This is a genomic window from Sphaerotilus natans, from assembly GCF_900156335.1.
GTDB lineage: Bacteria > Pseudomonadota > Gammaproteobacteria > Burkholderiales > Burkholderiaceae_C > Sphaerotilus > Sphaerotilus natans.
The window spans coordinates 23,707-37,635 of the sequence record NZ_FTMZ01000024.1 but is presented as its reverse complement, the minus strand read 5'-3'; the positions used below and the strand labels follow the sequence as shown (position 1 = coordinate 37,635).

The 13,929-nt window shown below is 66.9% G+C and carries 12 protein-coding genes; 6 read left to right on the top strand and 6 right to left on the bottom strand.

Annotated elements, in window-relative coordinates; genetic code table 11:
- Positions 1-16 precede the first annotated feature (16 nt).
- The 5 genes from BW996_RS17850 to BW996_RS17830 form a co-directional block, all read right to left on the bottom strand.
- Positions 17-211 (bottom strand): 4Fe-4S dicluster domain-containing protein, encoded by a 195-nt coding sequence (locus BW996_RS17850; RefSeq protein ID WP_037482861.1) that lies wholly within the window; start codon positions 209-211, stop codon positions 17-19.
- A gap of 60 nt (positions 212-271) precedes the next feature.
- Positions 272-1,858: a nitrogenase cofactor biosynthesis protein NifB gene (gene nifB, locus BW996_RS17845; RefSeq protein ID WP_037482864.1), complete on the bottom strand. Its 1,587-nt coding sequence runs from the start codon at positions 1,856-1,858 to the stop codon at positions 272-274.
- A 288-nt stretch (positions 1,859-2,146) separates the two neighbouring features.
- Positions 2,147-4,063 carry a methyl-accepting chemotaxis protein gene (locus BW996_RS17840; protein WP_241461992.1) on the bottom strand — a complete coding sequence of 639 codons (1,917 nt, stop codon included), beginning with the start codon at positions 4,061-4,063 and terminating at the stop codon, positions 2,147-2,149.
- Between the two features lie 127 nt (positions 4,064-4,190).
- Complete coding sequence (locus tag BW996_RS17835) at positions 4,191-4,424, bottom strand: FmdB family zinc ribbon protein (protein ID WP_037482866.1); 234 nt, start codon at positions 4,422-4,424, stop codon at positions 4,191-4,193.
- Positions 4,425-4,473: 49 nt separating this feature from the next.
- Positions 4,474-5,070, bottom strand: a complete 597-nt coding sequence (locus BW996_RS17830; RefSeq protein ID WP_037482868.1) for a hypothetical protein — start codon at positions 5,068-5,070, stop codon at positions 4,474-4,476.
- 449 nt (positions 5,071-5,519) lie between these two features.
- On the opposite strand from BW996_RS17830, the gene nifH reads away from it, so the two are divergent.
- From nifH to BW996_RS17800, 6 genes are all read left to right on the top strand, one after another.
- On the top strand, positions 5,520-6,401 hold the full coding sequence (gene nifH / locus BW996_RS17825; protein ID WP_037482871.1) for a nitrogenase iron protein: 882 nt from the start codon (positions 5,520-5,522) through the stop codon (positions 6,399-6,401).
- A gap of 89 nt (positions 6,402-6,490) precedes the next feature.
- A complete protein-coding gene (gene nifD / locus BW996_RS17820) occupies positions 6,491-7,954 on the top strand; it encodes a nitrogenase molybdenum-iron protein alpha chain (RefSeq protein WP_037482873.1) in 1,464 nt (487 codons plus the stop codon).
- Between the two features lie 60 nt (positions 7,955-8,014).
- Positions 8,015-9,571, top strand: a complete 1,557-nt coding sequence (gene nifK / locus BW996_RS17815) for a nitrogenase molybdenum-iron protein subunit beta (RefSeq protein ID WP_037482874.1) — start codon at positions 8,015-8,017, stop codon at positions 9,569-9,571.
- A gap of 16 nt (positions 9,572-9,587) precedes the next feature.
- Positions 9,588-9,908 (top strand): hypothetical protein, encoded by a 321-nt coding sequence (locus BW996_RS17810; protein ID WP_037482875.1) that lies wholly within the window; start codon positions 9,588-9,590, stop codon positions 9,906-9,908.
- 22 nt (positions 9,909-9,930) lie between these two features.
- A complete protein-coding gene (locus tag BW996_RS17805) occupies positions 9,931-10,422 on the top strand; it encodes a hypothetical protein (protein WP_037482879.1) in 492 nt (163 codons plus the stop codon).
- Positions 10,423-10,583: 161 nt separating this feature from the next.
- Positions 10,584-12,125 carry a methyl-accepting chemotaxis protein gene (locus BW996_RS17800; protein ID WP_076459034.1) on the top strand — a complete coding sequence of 514 codons (1,542 nt, stop codon included), beginning with the start codon at positions 10,584-10,586 and terminating at the stop codon, positions 12,123-12,125.
- On the opposite strand, the gene BW996_RS17795 is transcribed toward BW996_RS17800, so the two are convergent.
- A complete protein-coding gene (locus BW996_RS17795; RefSeq protein ID WP_037484041.1) occupies positions 12,115-13,776 on the bottom strand; it encodes an L-lactate permease in 1,662 nt (553 codons plus the stop codon). The genes BW996_RS17800 and BW996_RS17795 overlap by 11 nt on opposite strands.
- Positions 13,777-13,929 lie beyond the last annotated feature (153 nt).

Below are 13,929 nucleotides of genomic sequence, written 5' to 3'. Positions count from 1 at the left end.
GTCGGGCTCCTGGGGCTCAGGCCTGCACGATGCAGCCATCGACCGGACAGACCGCGACGCACTGCGGCGAGTCGAACTGGCCTTCGCACTCGGTGCACTTCTTCGGGTCGATCTTGAAGGTGCCGCCCTTCTCGCTGATGGCGACGTTCGGGCATTCGGCCTCGCAGGCGGAGCAGCCGGTGCAGGTGGAAGCAATGATCTTCAGGGCCATGGTGATCTCCTGGGCGGGATGGGCTGGGGAGGGTGGGAAAGCGGGAGGCAAGGGTGTCGCTCATGCGACGGCCTGGCCGCCGGTGAAGGCGCCCTGGCGGATGCGCGCGTCGCCGCGCTCGTGGTGCTGGAGGGCGCCGCTGGCCACGCGCTCGCAGTAGTCGGCGAACCACTGCAGCGCGGCCTTCTCGATGAACTCGTGGGCGTACTGGTCGACCGGCTCGATGCCGGCGGCCTTCAGCTCGTCGCGCGGGCAGGCCCCGATCTTCGACACCAGCACCGCGTGGCAGTCGTTGATCGCGCTGACGATCGAGGGCAGCTGCTCGTCCTCGCCATAGCCGCCCTGGCAGTACAGGTCCACGCGGCGGTGGCCGACGAAGAGTGCCTGCCTGCGGTCCACCTCGAAGATCTGGAACTCGGTGGCGTGGCCGAAGTGCTGGTTGACGCGGCCGTGGCCCTCGGTGGCCACCGCGACCAGCACCTTCAGCTCCTCGGTGCCGGCCAGCAGGCTGGCGTCGAAGGCGTTGGACAGGGCGTTGACCTTGGCCTGGTGCTGGGCCTGGCGCTCCTCCTCCACCTTCTCCTGGTAGGCGCGGCGCTTGTCGAGGTCGTAGATGATCTCCATCGCCTCGATCTTGTCGAGCGTGAACTCCTCGGAGCGGTCCTCGCCGAGCAGGCCGACCGCGTCGGCGCGGCACTGGCGGCAGTGGCGCATCAGGTTGGCGCCGCCCATGCAGGCGTCCTGCACCGCCTTGAGCTCCTGCGCGGTGGGGCCGCGCTGGCCGGTCAGGCCGAACACGGTGCCGTGCTCGGGCTCGCTGATCAGCGGCATGATGTTGTGCAGGAAGGCGCCGCGCTTCTTGACCTCGCGGTTCACCTCGATCAGGTGCTCGTCGTTGATGCCCGGGATCAGCACCGAGTTGATCTTGGTGAGCACGCCGCGCGCGGTCAGCATCTCCAGGCCCAGCATCTGGCGCTCGTGCAGGATCCTGGCGGCTTCATAGCCGGTGTAGCGCTTGTGGTTGTAGAAGATCCAGGGATAGATCTTCTCGCCCACCGCCGGGTCCACCATGTTGATGGTGATGGTGACGTGGTCGATGTTGTACTTGCAGATCTCGTCGACCTGGTCGGGCAGCGCCAGGCCATTGGTCGACAGGCACAGCTTGATGTCGGGCGCCTTCTCGGCGAGCTGGCGCATGGTGTCGAAGGTCTTCTTCGGGTTGGCCAGGCTGTCGCCGGGGCCGGCGATGCCCAGCACCGTCATCTGCGGGATCTCGCTGGCCACCGCCAGCACCTTCTTCACCGCCTGGTCGGGCGTGAGCTTCTGGCTGACCACGCCCGGGCGCGACTCGTTGCTGCAGTCGTACTTGCGATTGCAGTAGTTGCACTGGATGTTGCAGGCCGGGGCCACCGCCACGTGCATGCGGGCGAAGTGATGGTGGGCCTCCTCCGAGTAGCAGGGGTGGTTCTTGACCTTGTCCCAGATCTCGGCGGGCATGTCGTCAGGGCCGGCGGAGGAGCCGCAGCTCGACTTGCCGGCGCCGCCGGTGGTGCTGCAACCGCCGCTGGCGGTCTCGATGAGCTCGCTGATGGCCTGGCGGCCCTTGCGGAGGTCGCCGATCGAAACGAACGTCGTGGTGCTGGACATGGGGAGAGCCTCGTGACGACGGTGAATGTTGTCGTCGTCAGTGCGAGAGCCGTGCCAGCCTGCCTGCCGCGTTGCCTACGGATTTTTCCTTTTACGAATCAATGACTTGCGAGAAATGTCGCGGTCTGTCGGCGCCGGGGGCGCTTGTGCGGATGGCGACATTCCCGACAGCCCTGACACCCCGGGTGGCGCGCACGCGGGCTGCTTGCGCTTCTCGTCCTGCCTGAAGGATGGAGTGCGAGCCGGACGCGTTCGAGATCCAGTATGGAGCCTGCGCGGGCGACCGGATCAGGTCGGCAGCTTGAATCGTTCGACCTCCTGCGCCAGCGCGTCGGCCTGCGAGCGCATCGCCGACGAGGCGGCGGCGGTCTGTTCGACCAGGGCCGAGTTCTGCTGGGTCGCGCTGTCGAGCGCATGCACCGACTCGCCGATCTGCTCGATGCCCAGGCTCTGCTCGCGTGCACCGGTGGCGATGTCCTCCAGCAGCTCGTTGACCCGCCGCGAGGCGTCGACGATGTGGCGGATCGAGTCGCCGGCCTGGCGCACGACCGCGGTGCCGGTCTCGACCTGAGAGACGCTGGTGCCGATGATGCGCTTGATCTCCTGCGCCGCCTGCGCGCTGCGCTGGGCCAGCGTGCGCACCTCGCCGGCGACGACCGCGAAGCCGCGGCCCTGCTCGCCGGCGCGTGCCGCTTCCACCGCCGCGTTCAGCGCCAGGATGTTGGTCTGGAAGGCGATGCCGTCGATGGTGCCGATGATGTCGCTGATGCGCGCCGACGAGCTGCGAATGCCCTCCATCGTCTCCACCACCGTGCCCATCACCCGGCCGCCCTCGTTGGCCGCGGCCGCATTGTCCCGGGCCAGCTTCGACACCTCCTCGGTGTGGGCCGAGGTGTTCTTCACCGTCACCGAGATCTGTTCCATCGCCGCAGCCGACTGCTGCAGGCTGTTGGCCGACTGCTCGCTGCGGCTCGACAGGTCATGCATGCCATCGGCGATCTCGGCGCTGGAGTGCACGATGTCCTGGCTGGCCGCACGCACGCTGCTGACCATGTGACGCAGCGCATGCTGCATGTCGCGCAGGTCCAGCATCAGCGCGGCCGCCTCGTCCCGGCCCCAGGGCGAGGGCGCGGTGGTCAAGTCGCCTTCGGTCATCGCCTTCAGGTGCCGGCGCGTCTCGCGCAGGCCGCCGTTCATGACCAGGAAGAAGCAGTGGAACAGGTAGAGCGCGGCGCTCAGGCTGATCAGCATCGCCAGGCCGACCGCGACTTCCGTGCGCAGCTTGTTGTCAGCACGCTGGTCGAGCATGCGCTCGAGCTCGGCCAGCATCAGCGCCTGAGATTTCTGCATTTGCGTGATGGCCTCGCGTGAGGCGGCCAGCGCATTCGCCTCCTGGCCCGGCTGGGTGGCTGAGGCATGGCTGCGCTCCAGCGCGGCCAGCATCTCGTCGATGCGTGCGTCGGCCTTGATCTGGGGCATCAGCGGCATCACCTTCTCGAGGGTCAGGCGAAGGTCTTCCAGATGGTGCTTGGCCAGCAGTGCCGCGTCCCGGGTGGCCAGCGCCGCGATGCCGTCATGCTGGGCACGCAGGCCCAGCCGCTGGATCTGGTCACTCAGGTCGGGCAAGTGAACCAGGGTGGCGTCCATCAGGTAGTAGCTCGCGGCCTGCGGGTCCAGCGCCAGGTTCGAGGTGTCGAGCACATGGCCGATCATCGTGTCGATCTTCTCGACCAGCGCATCGTGCACGGCCATGTCGGTGCGACCGCGCAGCGCATCGAGCTGCTGGCGCAGCGCGTCCAGCGTGGGGGTGTCGACAAAAGGATGGTCAGCCGGCTGTGCGCTCCGGAGTGTCTCGATCGAGGCCCCCAGGCGTTCCAGCAGCAGCGCACCCGGCTGGCCGCTGGCGGCCAGGGCCCGCAGCTCCAGCGCCTGGGCCTGCGCGGCGAGCGCCGTCTTCAGGAAGCGGGTGCCGTCGGCCTCGCGCCGGGTGAACTCGAGGTCGGCCATCTCGTTGCTGAACCAGGAGGCCGAGACCACGGCCAGCGGCACCACGAAGCAGGTGCTGACGATCAGCGCCTTGCTGCGAAAGCCCAGCCGGCGGAACAGGCGCACGCCGGGTGCCCAGGGGCCGTGGTGGGCAAAGAAGCCGGACGACGGGAAGGACGAGGCCGATACTGCCGAGCCTCCGCGGGGAGTGGCTGACATCTGGGAGAGCTCCTTGCGGGACAGGGGGGCGCCGGCCTGACCGCATGTCTCCGGCGCGACAAGGATGATCGGCCGATCTGCCGGATCCAGTCCGCCGATAAGCACGGCCCGTCCTGCATGGCTTGCCCTATCCGACCTTGGCCCGCTCTGCGGCGCTGTAGTGGCTGAAGTGGCCTTCCCTCTTTGCCTGGCGGCGGTTCTCGGCGATCAGGCCGGGAACGCGCGCATGCGGCGCGATGCGCGAGACTGCCTTTTCCAGCGCGGTCGAGCCGCAGCCCGGGCAGCTCGGCACGGTTCTTAAACGTACCAGTCGCTCGAAGTCGGCGCCGCAGGCGGGGCAGTGGTAGTCGTGGATCGGCATGAAGATCTCCTTTCCTGCCTGGTGGGTGTCAGATGCCGGCCTGATCGGCTCAGACCGGACGGTTCTCGTACAGATTGCGCACCGGGCCCATCGTCGCCACGCCGTCCTCGAAGCTGATCTTCGGGAAGCTGGCGCTGAAGCCGGCGGCCTTGTCGGCGATCGCGTCGGTCTTGCCGGCGGTGTCGAGCTTCTTCAGGGCGCCCTTCTCGAGGTAGAGCAGCTCGAGCAGCTCGTTGTAGACCGTCGCCTCGTCGATCGGCAGGATGTGGAAGGTCGCGCCGCCGTACTCGCAGACGTACTTCTTGCTGATGTCGATGTTGTCGACGAAGAAGAAGTATTTGCCGGTCGGCGAGAGCAGGTCGCCGAGCACCTCGGCGACGAGCTTGAGGTAGTCGAAGCTCAGCAGGAAGCCGGCCAGGAACTCGATGGTCGGCTCGCCGGCCTTGGCGGTGGCGATGATCTGGTCGCTGCTGATCTCGGGCGGACGGGCCTCGTCGGCCAGCCTGGCCGGGAACTTCAGCGCGATGTCGCCGCGGAAGCCGTAGCGGTCGGCCTTCTTCGTCGGCGCCTTCAGCACGCTGTTGACGAGCCGGCCCTCGGCGTCGAGGCGGGCGAATGCGGTGTCGGTGATCGAGAGGGGGCTCATCGGAGGCTCCAGGTGGGTGAAGGGGAAGGGGAAGGGGCGGGCGCCGACGGCGAGGTCGGCGCACCGCGTGATGTCCTTGCCGGTGTCAGCGCGGGGGCGTGTGCTGCGTGTGTGGGGTTTGTCGGGCTCGGCTGCATGAGGCCTTCCTCAGCAACCGCCATGCCCGCCGGTCCATGGCTGCGCGCGCCGGCGATTGTCGGATTCCGCACATTCCCCACCGCGGCGAGACGCAAACCTGTCTGGTGAAAAAAGTCTTTCAAAAACAATGACTTGCGACGATTATTGGGCGCTCTTCCGGGCTGGCATGGCGGTTGCGATGAGCTGGGTGCGCTGAACCCCATGGCTGGCCCCGAGGGACCTTCGAAGAAGACCCATACAGGCTCCGAAGGCGGCAAGGAGATCCCGGCGTTCGCACGTCTCTCTCGCAATCTCTCAACCGGAGAACTGAAATGTCCAAGCTTCGTCAGATCGCCTTCTACGGCAAGGGTGGCATCGGCAAGTCCACCACCTCGCAGAACACCCTGGCCGCGCTGGCCGAGATGGGTCAGAAGATCCTGATCGTCGGCTGCGACCCGAAGGCCGACTCGACCCGACTGATCCTGCACGCCAAGGCCCAGGACACCATCCTGTCGCTCGCGGCCGAAGCCGGCTCTGTGGAGGATCTGGAGCTGGAAGACGTCATGAAGATCGGCTACCGCGACATCCGCTGTGTCGAGTCCGGTGGCCCGGAGCCGGGTGTCGGCTGTGCCGGCCGCGGCGTGATCACCTCGATCAACTTCCTGGAAGAGAACGGCGCGTATGACGGCGTCGACTACGTCTCCTACGACGTGCTGGGCGACGTGGTCTGCGGCGGCTTCGCCATGCCGATCCGCGAGAACAAGGCCCAGGAGATCTACATCGTCATGTCGGGCGAGATGATGGCCATGTATGCGGCCAACAACATCTCCAAGGGCATCCTGAAGTACGCCAACTCGGGCGGAGTGCGCCTGGGTGGCCTGGTCTGCAACGAGCGCCAGACCGACAAGGAGCTGGAGCTGGCCGAGTCGCTGGCCAAGATGCTCGGCAGCCGGCTGATCCACTTCGTGCCGCGCGACAACATCGTCCAGCACGCCGAACTGCGCCGCATGACCGTCCTGGAATACGCGCCGGAATCCAAGCAGGCCCAGGAGTACCGCACGCTGGCCCAGAAGGTCCACGCCAACGCCGGCAACGGCACGATCCCGACACCGATCACGATGGACCAGCTCGAAGACCTGCTCATGGAGCACGGGATCATGAAGACGATCGACGAGAGCCAGGTCGGCAAGTCCGCTGCCGAACTCGCGGCCTGATCACGGGCTGATTTCGAACAGACCCCGAACCGTTCAGGGTGGCGCGGCGCGCCACCCGCCCCGCCCACCCTGTCTGGAGCACCCACACCATGACCATGACGGTTGAAGACCGCAAGGCCGCCAACAAGGCCTTGATCGATGAAGTCCTGAAGGCCTATCCGGAAAAGATGGCCAAGCGCCGCGCCAAGCACCTCGGCTCCTTCGAGGAAGGCAAGCCGGACTGCGGCGTCAAGTCCAACATCAAGTCGCTGCCCGGCGTGATGACGATCCGCGGCTGCGCCTACGCCGGCTCGAAGGGCGTGGTGTGGGGCCCGATCAAGGACATGATCCACATCTCGCACGGCCCGGTCGGCTGCGGCCAGTACTCGTGGGCGGCGCGCCGCAACTACTACATCGGCGTCACCGGCATCGACACCTTCGTGACGATGCAGTTCACCTCCGATTTCCAGGAGAAGGACATCGTCTTCGGTGGCGACAAGAAGCTCGACAAGATCATCGACGAGATCCAGGACCTGTTCCCGCTGAACAAGGGCATCTCGATCCAGTCGGAATGCCCGATCGGCCTGATCGGCGACGACATCGAGGCGGTGTCGAAGAAGAAGTCCAAGGAGCATGGCGGCCACACCATCGTGCCGGTGCGCTGCGAGGGCTTCCGCGGCGTGTCGCAGTCGCTGGGCCACCACATCGCCAACGACGCGATCCGCGACTGGGTCTTCGACGGCAAGACCAGGAAGGAACACGAGTTCGAGTCGACCCCGTACGACGTGGCCATCATCGGTGACTACAACATCGGCGGCGATGCCTGGTCGAGCCGCATCCTGCTCGAGGAGATCGGCCTGCGCGTGATCGCCCAGTGGTCGGGCGACGGCACCCTCGCCGAGCTGGAGAACACGCCGAAGGCCAAGCTCAACGTCCTGCACTGCTACCGCTCGATGAACTACATCTCGCGGCACATGGAGGAGAAGTACGGCATTCCCTGGGTCGAGTACAACTTCTTCGGCCCGACCCAGATCGAGAAGAGCCTGCGCGAGATCGCCAGCCATTTCGACGACACCATCAAGGCCAAGGCCGAAGAGGTCATCGCCCGCTACCGTCCGATGGTCGACGCGGTGATCGCTCGCTACAAGCCACGCCTGGAAGGCAAGAAGGTGATGCTGTATGTGGGTGGGCTGCGCCCGCGCCATGTCATCGGCGCCTACGAGGATCTGGGCATGGAGGTGGTCGGCACCGGCTACGAGTTCGGCCACAACGACGACTACCAGCGCACCACCCACTACATCAAGGACTCGACGCTGATCTACGACGACGTGACCGGCCATGAGTTCGAGAAGTTCGTCGAGAAGATCCAGCCCGACCTGATCGGCTCGGGCATCAAGGAAAAGTACGTCTTCCAGAAGATGGGTGTGCCCTTCCGCCAGATGCACTCCTGGGACTACTCGGGCCCGTACCACGGCTACGACGGCTTCGCGATCTTTGCCCGCGACATGGACATGGCGATCAGCTCGCCGATCTGGGGCCTGGCGAAGTCAGCCCCCTGGAAACAGGCTGCCTGAGCGCGCCGTCCTCACTGCCCACCACGCATCGCCACGCCACGCATCGCCCGGAGAGCCACCATGCCTCAAGACGCCGCCAAGGTCCTCGACCACGAACTGCTGTTCCGTGAGCCCGAGTACCAGAAACTGTTCGCCGACAAGACCGCCTTCGAGTTCAACCATGCGGCGGTCCGCATCGACGAGGTCCGCAACTGGACCAAGACGAAGGAGTACCAGGAGAAGAACTTCGCCCGCGAGGCGCTGACGATCAACCCGGCCAAGGCCTGCCAGCCGCTGGGCGCCGTCTATGTCGCCAACGGCTTCGCCAGGACGATGAGCTTCGTGCACGGCTCGCAGGGCTGCGTGGCCTACTACCGCTCGCATTTCAGCCGCCACTTCAAGGAGCCCACCAGCTGCGTGTCCTCGTCGATGACGGAAGACGCGGCGGTGTTCGGCGGCCTGAACAACATGATCGACGGCCTGGCCAACACCTACAGCCTCTACAAGCCGGACATGATCGCGGTCTCGACGACCTGCATGGCCGAGGTGATCGGCGACGACCTGGACGCCTTCATCAAGAACTCGAAGCAGAAGGGCTCGGTGCCGGCCGACTTCGACGTGCCGTTCGCGCACACCCCGGCCTTCGTCGGCAGCCACATCACCGGCTACGACAACGCGCTGCTGGGCGTGCTCAAGCACTTCTGGGACGGCAAGGCCGGCACCGCCGAGCCGCTGACCCGCGTGCCGACCGAATCGATCAACTTCATCGGCGGCTTCGACGGCTTCGTCGTCGGCAACATGAAGGAAGTGCGCCGCATCTTCGACCTGTTCGGCGCGGACGTCACCGTGCTGTGCGACCCGTCGGAGGTCTGGAACACCCCGACCGACGGCGAGTTCCGCATGTACGAGGGTGGCACCACCAAGGCCGACGTCGAGAAGGCGCTCAACGCCAAGGCGACGATCGTCTTCCAGGAGTTCTGCTGCGAGAAGACGATCAAGTACCTGAAGGAGAAGGGTCAGGAGGTCGTCGTGCTGAATGCGCCGGTGGGTGTGGCCGGCACCGACGAGTTCATCATGGCGATCAGCCATTTGACGGCCACGCCGGTGCCGGCGCAGCTCGAGCGCGAACGCGGTCAGCTCGTCGATGCGATGGCCGACAGCCAGTCGCATCTGCATGGCAAGAAGTACGCGCTGTACGGCGATCCGGACCAGATGGTCGGCTACACCCGCTTCCTGCTGGAACTCGGCGCCGAGCCGACACATGTGCTGGCCACCAATGGCAACGACGACTGGGCGGCCAAGGTCCAGGCCGTGCTCGATGCCTCGCCGTTCGGCGCCAGCGGCAAGGTCTACCCGAAGCGCGACCTCTGGCACCTGCGCTCGCTGCTGTTCACCGAGCCGGTCGACTTCCTGATCGGCAACACCTACGGCAAGTACCTTGAGCGCGACACCGGCACGCCGCTGATCCGCCTGGTGTTCCCGATCTTCGACCGCCACCACTACCACCGCTTCCCCACCTGGGGCTACGAGGGCGGCCTGCGCCTGCTGACGATGTTCCTGGACGAGTTCTTCGAGACGCTCGATGCCAACACCATCGTCCCGGGCAAGACCGACTACTCGTACGACATCATCCGCTGACGTCGGGACCGCCAGCATGGATGCCCCCACTTTCGTCAGGATCACCCGCGATGGTCGCCAGGTCGAGGTCATCGACGGCTGGGTCTGTCTGGGCGGTCGGCCAGAGACCGACGAGATCATCGCGCTCGAAGAGCATCCGAATCGCCAGGCGATCCTGCAGCAGGTGCCGCTGGCCTCGCACATGGCTGGGCGGCTGCCGCTGACGCTGGCGGAGGCTTCGGTGGCGCAGGCAGCGCTGCGCCGCCATCACGACCGCTTCGACGGCTCGCCGCTGGCGGTGTCGGAGCGGCTGCGCCGCACCGTCTGGCAGCGTGCGCTGCACGACGGCGTCGAGTGACGTCCGCTTCGGGAGAGACGCGATGATCTTCGTGGTCGAGGTGCCCGAGGCCGGGCTGGCACAGTCCCGCGCCTGGTTCGCCTACGGCGAGCTGGATTTCCTGCGCAAGGTCTGTGCCGGTGACGCGCTGCCGGAATGGGCGGTGTTCGACATGGCCACGCCGCGCGAGCTGCTCGACCTGGTCGACCGGGTGCCGGAGTCGCCCGATGCGCGTCAGGCCTGCCCGGCGGTGTGCGGCCTGGCCGACGCGCACGGCTGGGACACGCCGCTCTACCGCGCCGACCACCTGCTCGGCGCCGGCCATTTCCAGGCGCAGAAGGTGAGTCCGCTGCAGGCCGGGCTGGCGGCGCTGCAGGCGCGCGGCGGCCAGTGGCGTGTCTACGGCAGCGAGGAGGTCGCGATGGCGGCGGTCGACGCGGCCGATCCACTCTTCGATGCGCCCGGCGGCTGGCGTGCCCGCCGCGCGCTGCGCGAGCAGCTCATTGCCACCGAGGCGCTGGCCGACGACATGTGAAGCGTCGGCTCTGAATCTCTGGAAACCGTCAAGCGTCAATGTCGCTTGGCTGACACGGGCTGGCAGTCGTTTTTCTGGCGCTGTTCACGTATTCGCAATACTGGGCAGGACCGACACTCGCTCCGGATCTGGCCAGCTGGCCGCACACGGAGCGAGACACGATGGGATTCCTCGACAACTGGCGCCTTGGCGCCCGGCTGGCGCTGGGCTATGCGGTGATGATCGTGCTGATGGTGGTCGCCTCTGCCGTCACCTGGATCAATCTGCGTGGCGTCGAGCAGGCCAATGCGCAGCTGCAGGGGGAGCAGAGCGAGCGCCTGGCGCTGGCGCGCGAGTGGCGCGAGAACATCGTTGCCAACTCTTCGCGCGCGATGGCGATGGCGCTCGACACCAGCGGGGTGATTTCCGGCTATTTCGCCGCGACCGCCAAGGCGGTCACGGCGCGGACCACGGTCATCCAGAAGCGCTACGAGGAGATCGAGACCACCGAGCAGGGGCGGCAGATCGGTGCGCGTCTGGCCGAGGTGCGCAAGCGCTATCTGTCAGGCCGTGATGCGCTGCTGGAGGCCCGCAGCGACGACACGCTGGTGCGTGAGCGCGCCGATGCCTTCCAGAAGATGGCGTCCGAGTACATCGCCGTCGCCGACGCGATGGTGGCCTGGCAGCTCGAGCGCCAGAAGGCGTTGGGGGCCGAGGTGGAGCGCCGCATCGCGCAGGCGCACCTGATCTTCGTCGGCATCACCGTGTTCAACATCGTGGTGGCGGTGCTGCTGGGCTGGGCGCTGCATCGCAGCATCGTGCAGCCGCTGCGCGCGCTGCGCGAGGTGGCCGGCCGCATCGCCGAGGGCGATCTGGCCTCGCCGGTGCCGGTGAGCGGGCGCTCGGAGGTGGCAGATCTGGCCCAGGCGGTGAAGGCGATGCAGGACGAGCTGCGGGCGCTGGTCGGGCAGGTTCGCCAGGCCAGCGACACGATCCGGATGTCCAGCCAGGAGGTCGCCGCCGGCAACACCGACCTGAGTCACCGCACCGAACAGGCCGCCAGCAGCCTGCAGGCCACCGCCTCGTCGATGGAGCAGATTGCCGGCACGGTGCGCCAGAGCGCCGAGGTCGCCACCCAGGCCGATGCGCTGGCCGGCAGCGCCCGCAGGGTGGCCGAGCGCGGCGGCGAGCTGATGCAGGAGGTCGAGCACACCATGGGCGAGATTCGCCAGGCCTCGGCCAAGATCGCCGACATCATCGGCGTGATCGACGGCATCGCCTTCCAGACCAACATCCTGGCGCTGAATGCGGCGGTGGAAGCTGCGCGGGCGGGAGAGCAGGGCCGCGGTTTCGCGGTGGTGGCCGGCGAGGTGCGCAATCTGGCGCAGCGCTCGGCTGCGGCCGCGCGCGAGGTCAAGTCGCTGATCGGCGCCTCGGTCGACAAGGTCGGCCAGGGCAGCGCCTCGGTGGGCAGCGCCGGTCAGACGATGCGCGAGATCGTCGCCAGCGTCGAGAGCGTCTCGACGCTGATCGGCAGCATCAAGGTCGCCTCCGGCGAGCAGAGCAGCGGCATCGACCAGATCAATCTGTCGGTGTCGCAGCTCGACCAGATGACGCAGCAGAACGCCGCGCTGGTCGAGCAGAGCGCGGCCGCCGCCGAGAGCCTGCAGGACGAGGCGGTGCGGCTGCACGCGCGGGTCGAGCGCTTCCGGGTCAGTGGATGACCATCAGCGTGAAGGGCCAGACATACGCCTGCATCGTCACGAAGATGCCCACCAGGCAGGCCAGCGCGACCGAGTGGAAGAAGACATAGCGCAGGATGTCGCCTTCGTGGTTGAACCAGCGCGTCGCGGTCGAGGCCACGACGATGGACTGCGCGTCGATCATCTTGCCCATCACGCCGCCCGAGGAGTTGGCCGCGCCCATCAGGTTGGGCGACAGGCCCAGCTGCTCGGCCGCGACCTTCTGCATGCCGCCGAACAGCACGTTGGAGGCGGTGTCCGAGCCGGTCAGCGCCACGCCCATCCAGCCCATCAGCGTGCCGAAGAAGGGGTAGAGCACGCCGGTGTTGGCAAACGCCAGGCCCAGCGTCGTGTCGGTGCCCGAGTAGCGGGTGACGTTGCCCAGGCCGAGCATCAGCACGATGGTCAGCAGCGAGTAGCGCACCATCCAGACGGTCTTGAAGAAGGTGCGCACCAGCTCGATCGGACCGAAGCCCATCACCAGGCCGCCGATCAGCGCCGACAGCAGGATGCCGGTGCCGGTCGTCGACAGCAGCGCCAGCGTGTAGACCGCGGTCTCCTTGTGCGGCTCGCGCACCACCGGCGGCATCTTCTCGATCAGGTTGTGCAGACCCTCGATCGGGAAGGCCGGCGCCCAGATGCCGTTCCAGAACTTCTTGACTTCCGGCAGGCCCCAGACGAACACGAAGACCGTCAGGATCGCCCACGGCAGCCAGGCGCGCAGCACGGCGTCGATCGGGTGCTTCTTCGGCGCGACCGGCGCCTTGGTTTCGCCCGCGTCGTGGTCATGGCCCTTCAGCGAGACCGAGGTCCAGATGGTCCTGGGCTTCCACACGCGCAGGAACAGCACCAGGCAGACCATCGAGCTGACCGCGGCGATCACGTCCACCAGCTCCGGGCCGATGTAGTTCGACACCAGGAACTGCGGGATGGCGAAGCTCAGGCCGGTGACCAGCAGTGCCGGCCAGATCTCCCACATCGCCTTGCGGCCGGCGAAGGCCCAGATCAGCCAGAACGGCACCAGCATCGAGAACAGCGGCAGCTGGCGGCCGATCATGCCGGAGACCTCCATCAGGTCGTAGCCGTGCACCTTGGCCAGCGTGATGACCGGCGTGCCCAGCGCGCCGTAGGCGACCGGTGCGGTGTTGGCGATCAGCGACAGGCCCGAGGCGGCCAGCGGCGAGAAGCCCAGGCCGATCAGGATCGAGGCCGTCACCGCCACCGGCGTGCCGAAGCCCGCGGCGCCCTCGAAGAAGGCGCCGAAGCTGAAGGAGATCAGCAGCAGCTGCAGGCGGCGGTCCTGCGTGATGCCGGCGATCGAGTCCTGCAGCACCTTGAACGAGCCGTTCAGCTCCGTCAGGCGGTGCAGGAAGATGATGTTGAGCACGATCCAGCCGATCGGCAGCAGGCCGACCAGGCCGCCGTAGAAGGCGGCGTTGCCGGCCAGGCCTGCCGGCATCCCGAAGCCGAAGATGGCCACGATGATCGAGGCGGCCAGACCGGCGGCGGCGGCGACGTGCGCCTTCAGATGAAGAAAGCCCAGCCCCACGAGCATGACCGCCACCGGAATGATGGCGACCAGCGTGGAGAGAACCATGTTGTGGAAGGGGTCGTAGACCTGTTGCCAGACCATGTCGTTGTGTCCTTGACGCGCGAGCGGTGGGAATGTTGGAAATTCGGGCTGGCGCGGAATCTATCGACGTGGCGACTGGGCGGGGCTGAGGGTTGTTGTCCGGTGGATTGAGGAAATTTCAGCCCGGTGACGGTCACAGGGTTGGCCCCTAAG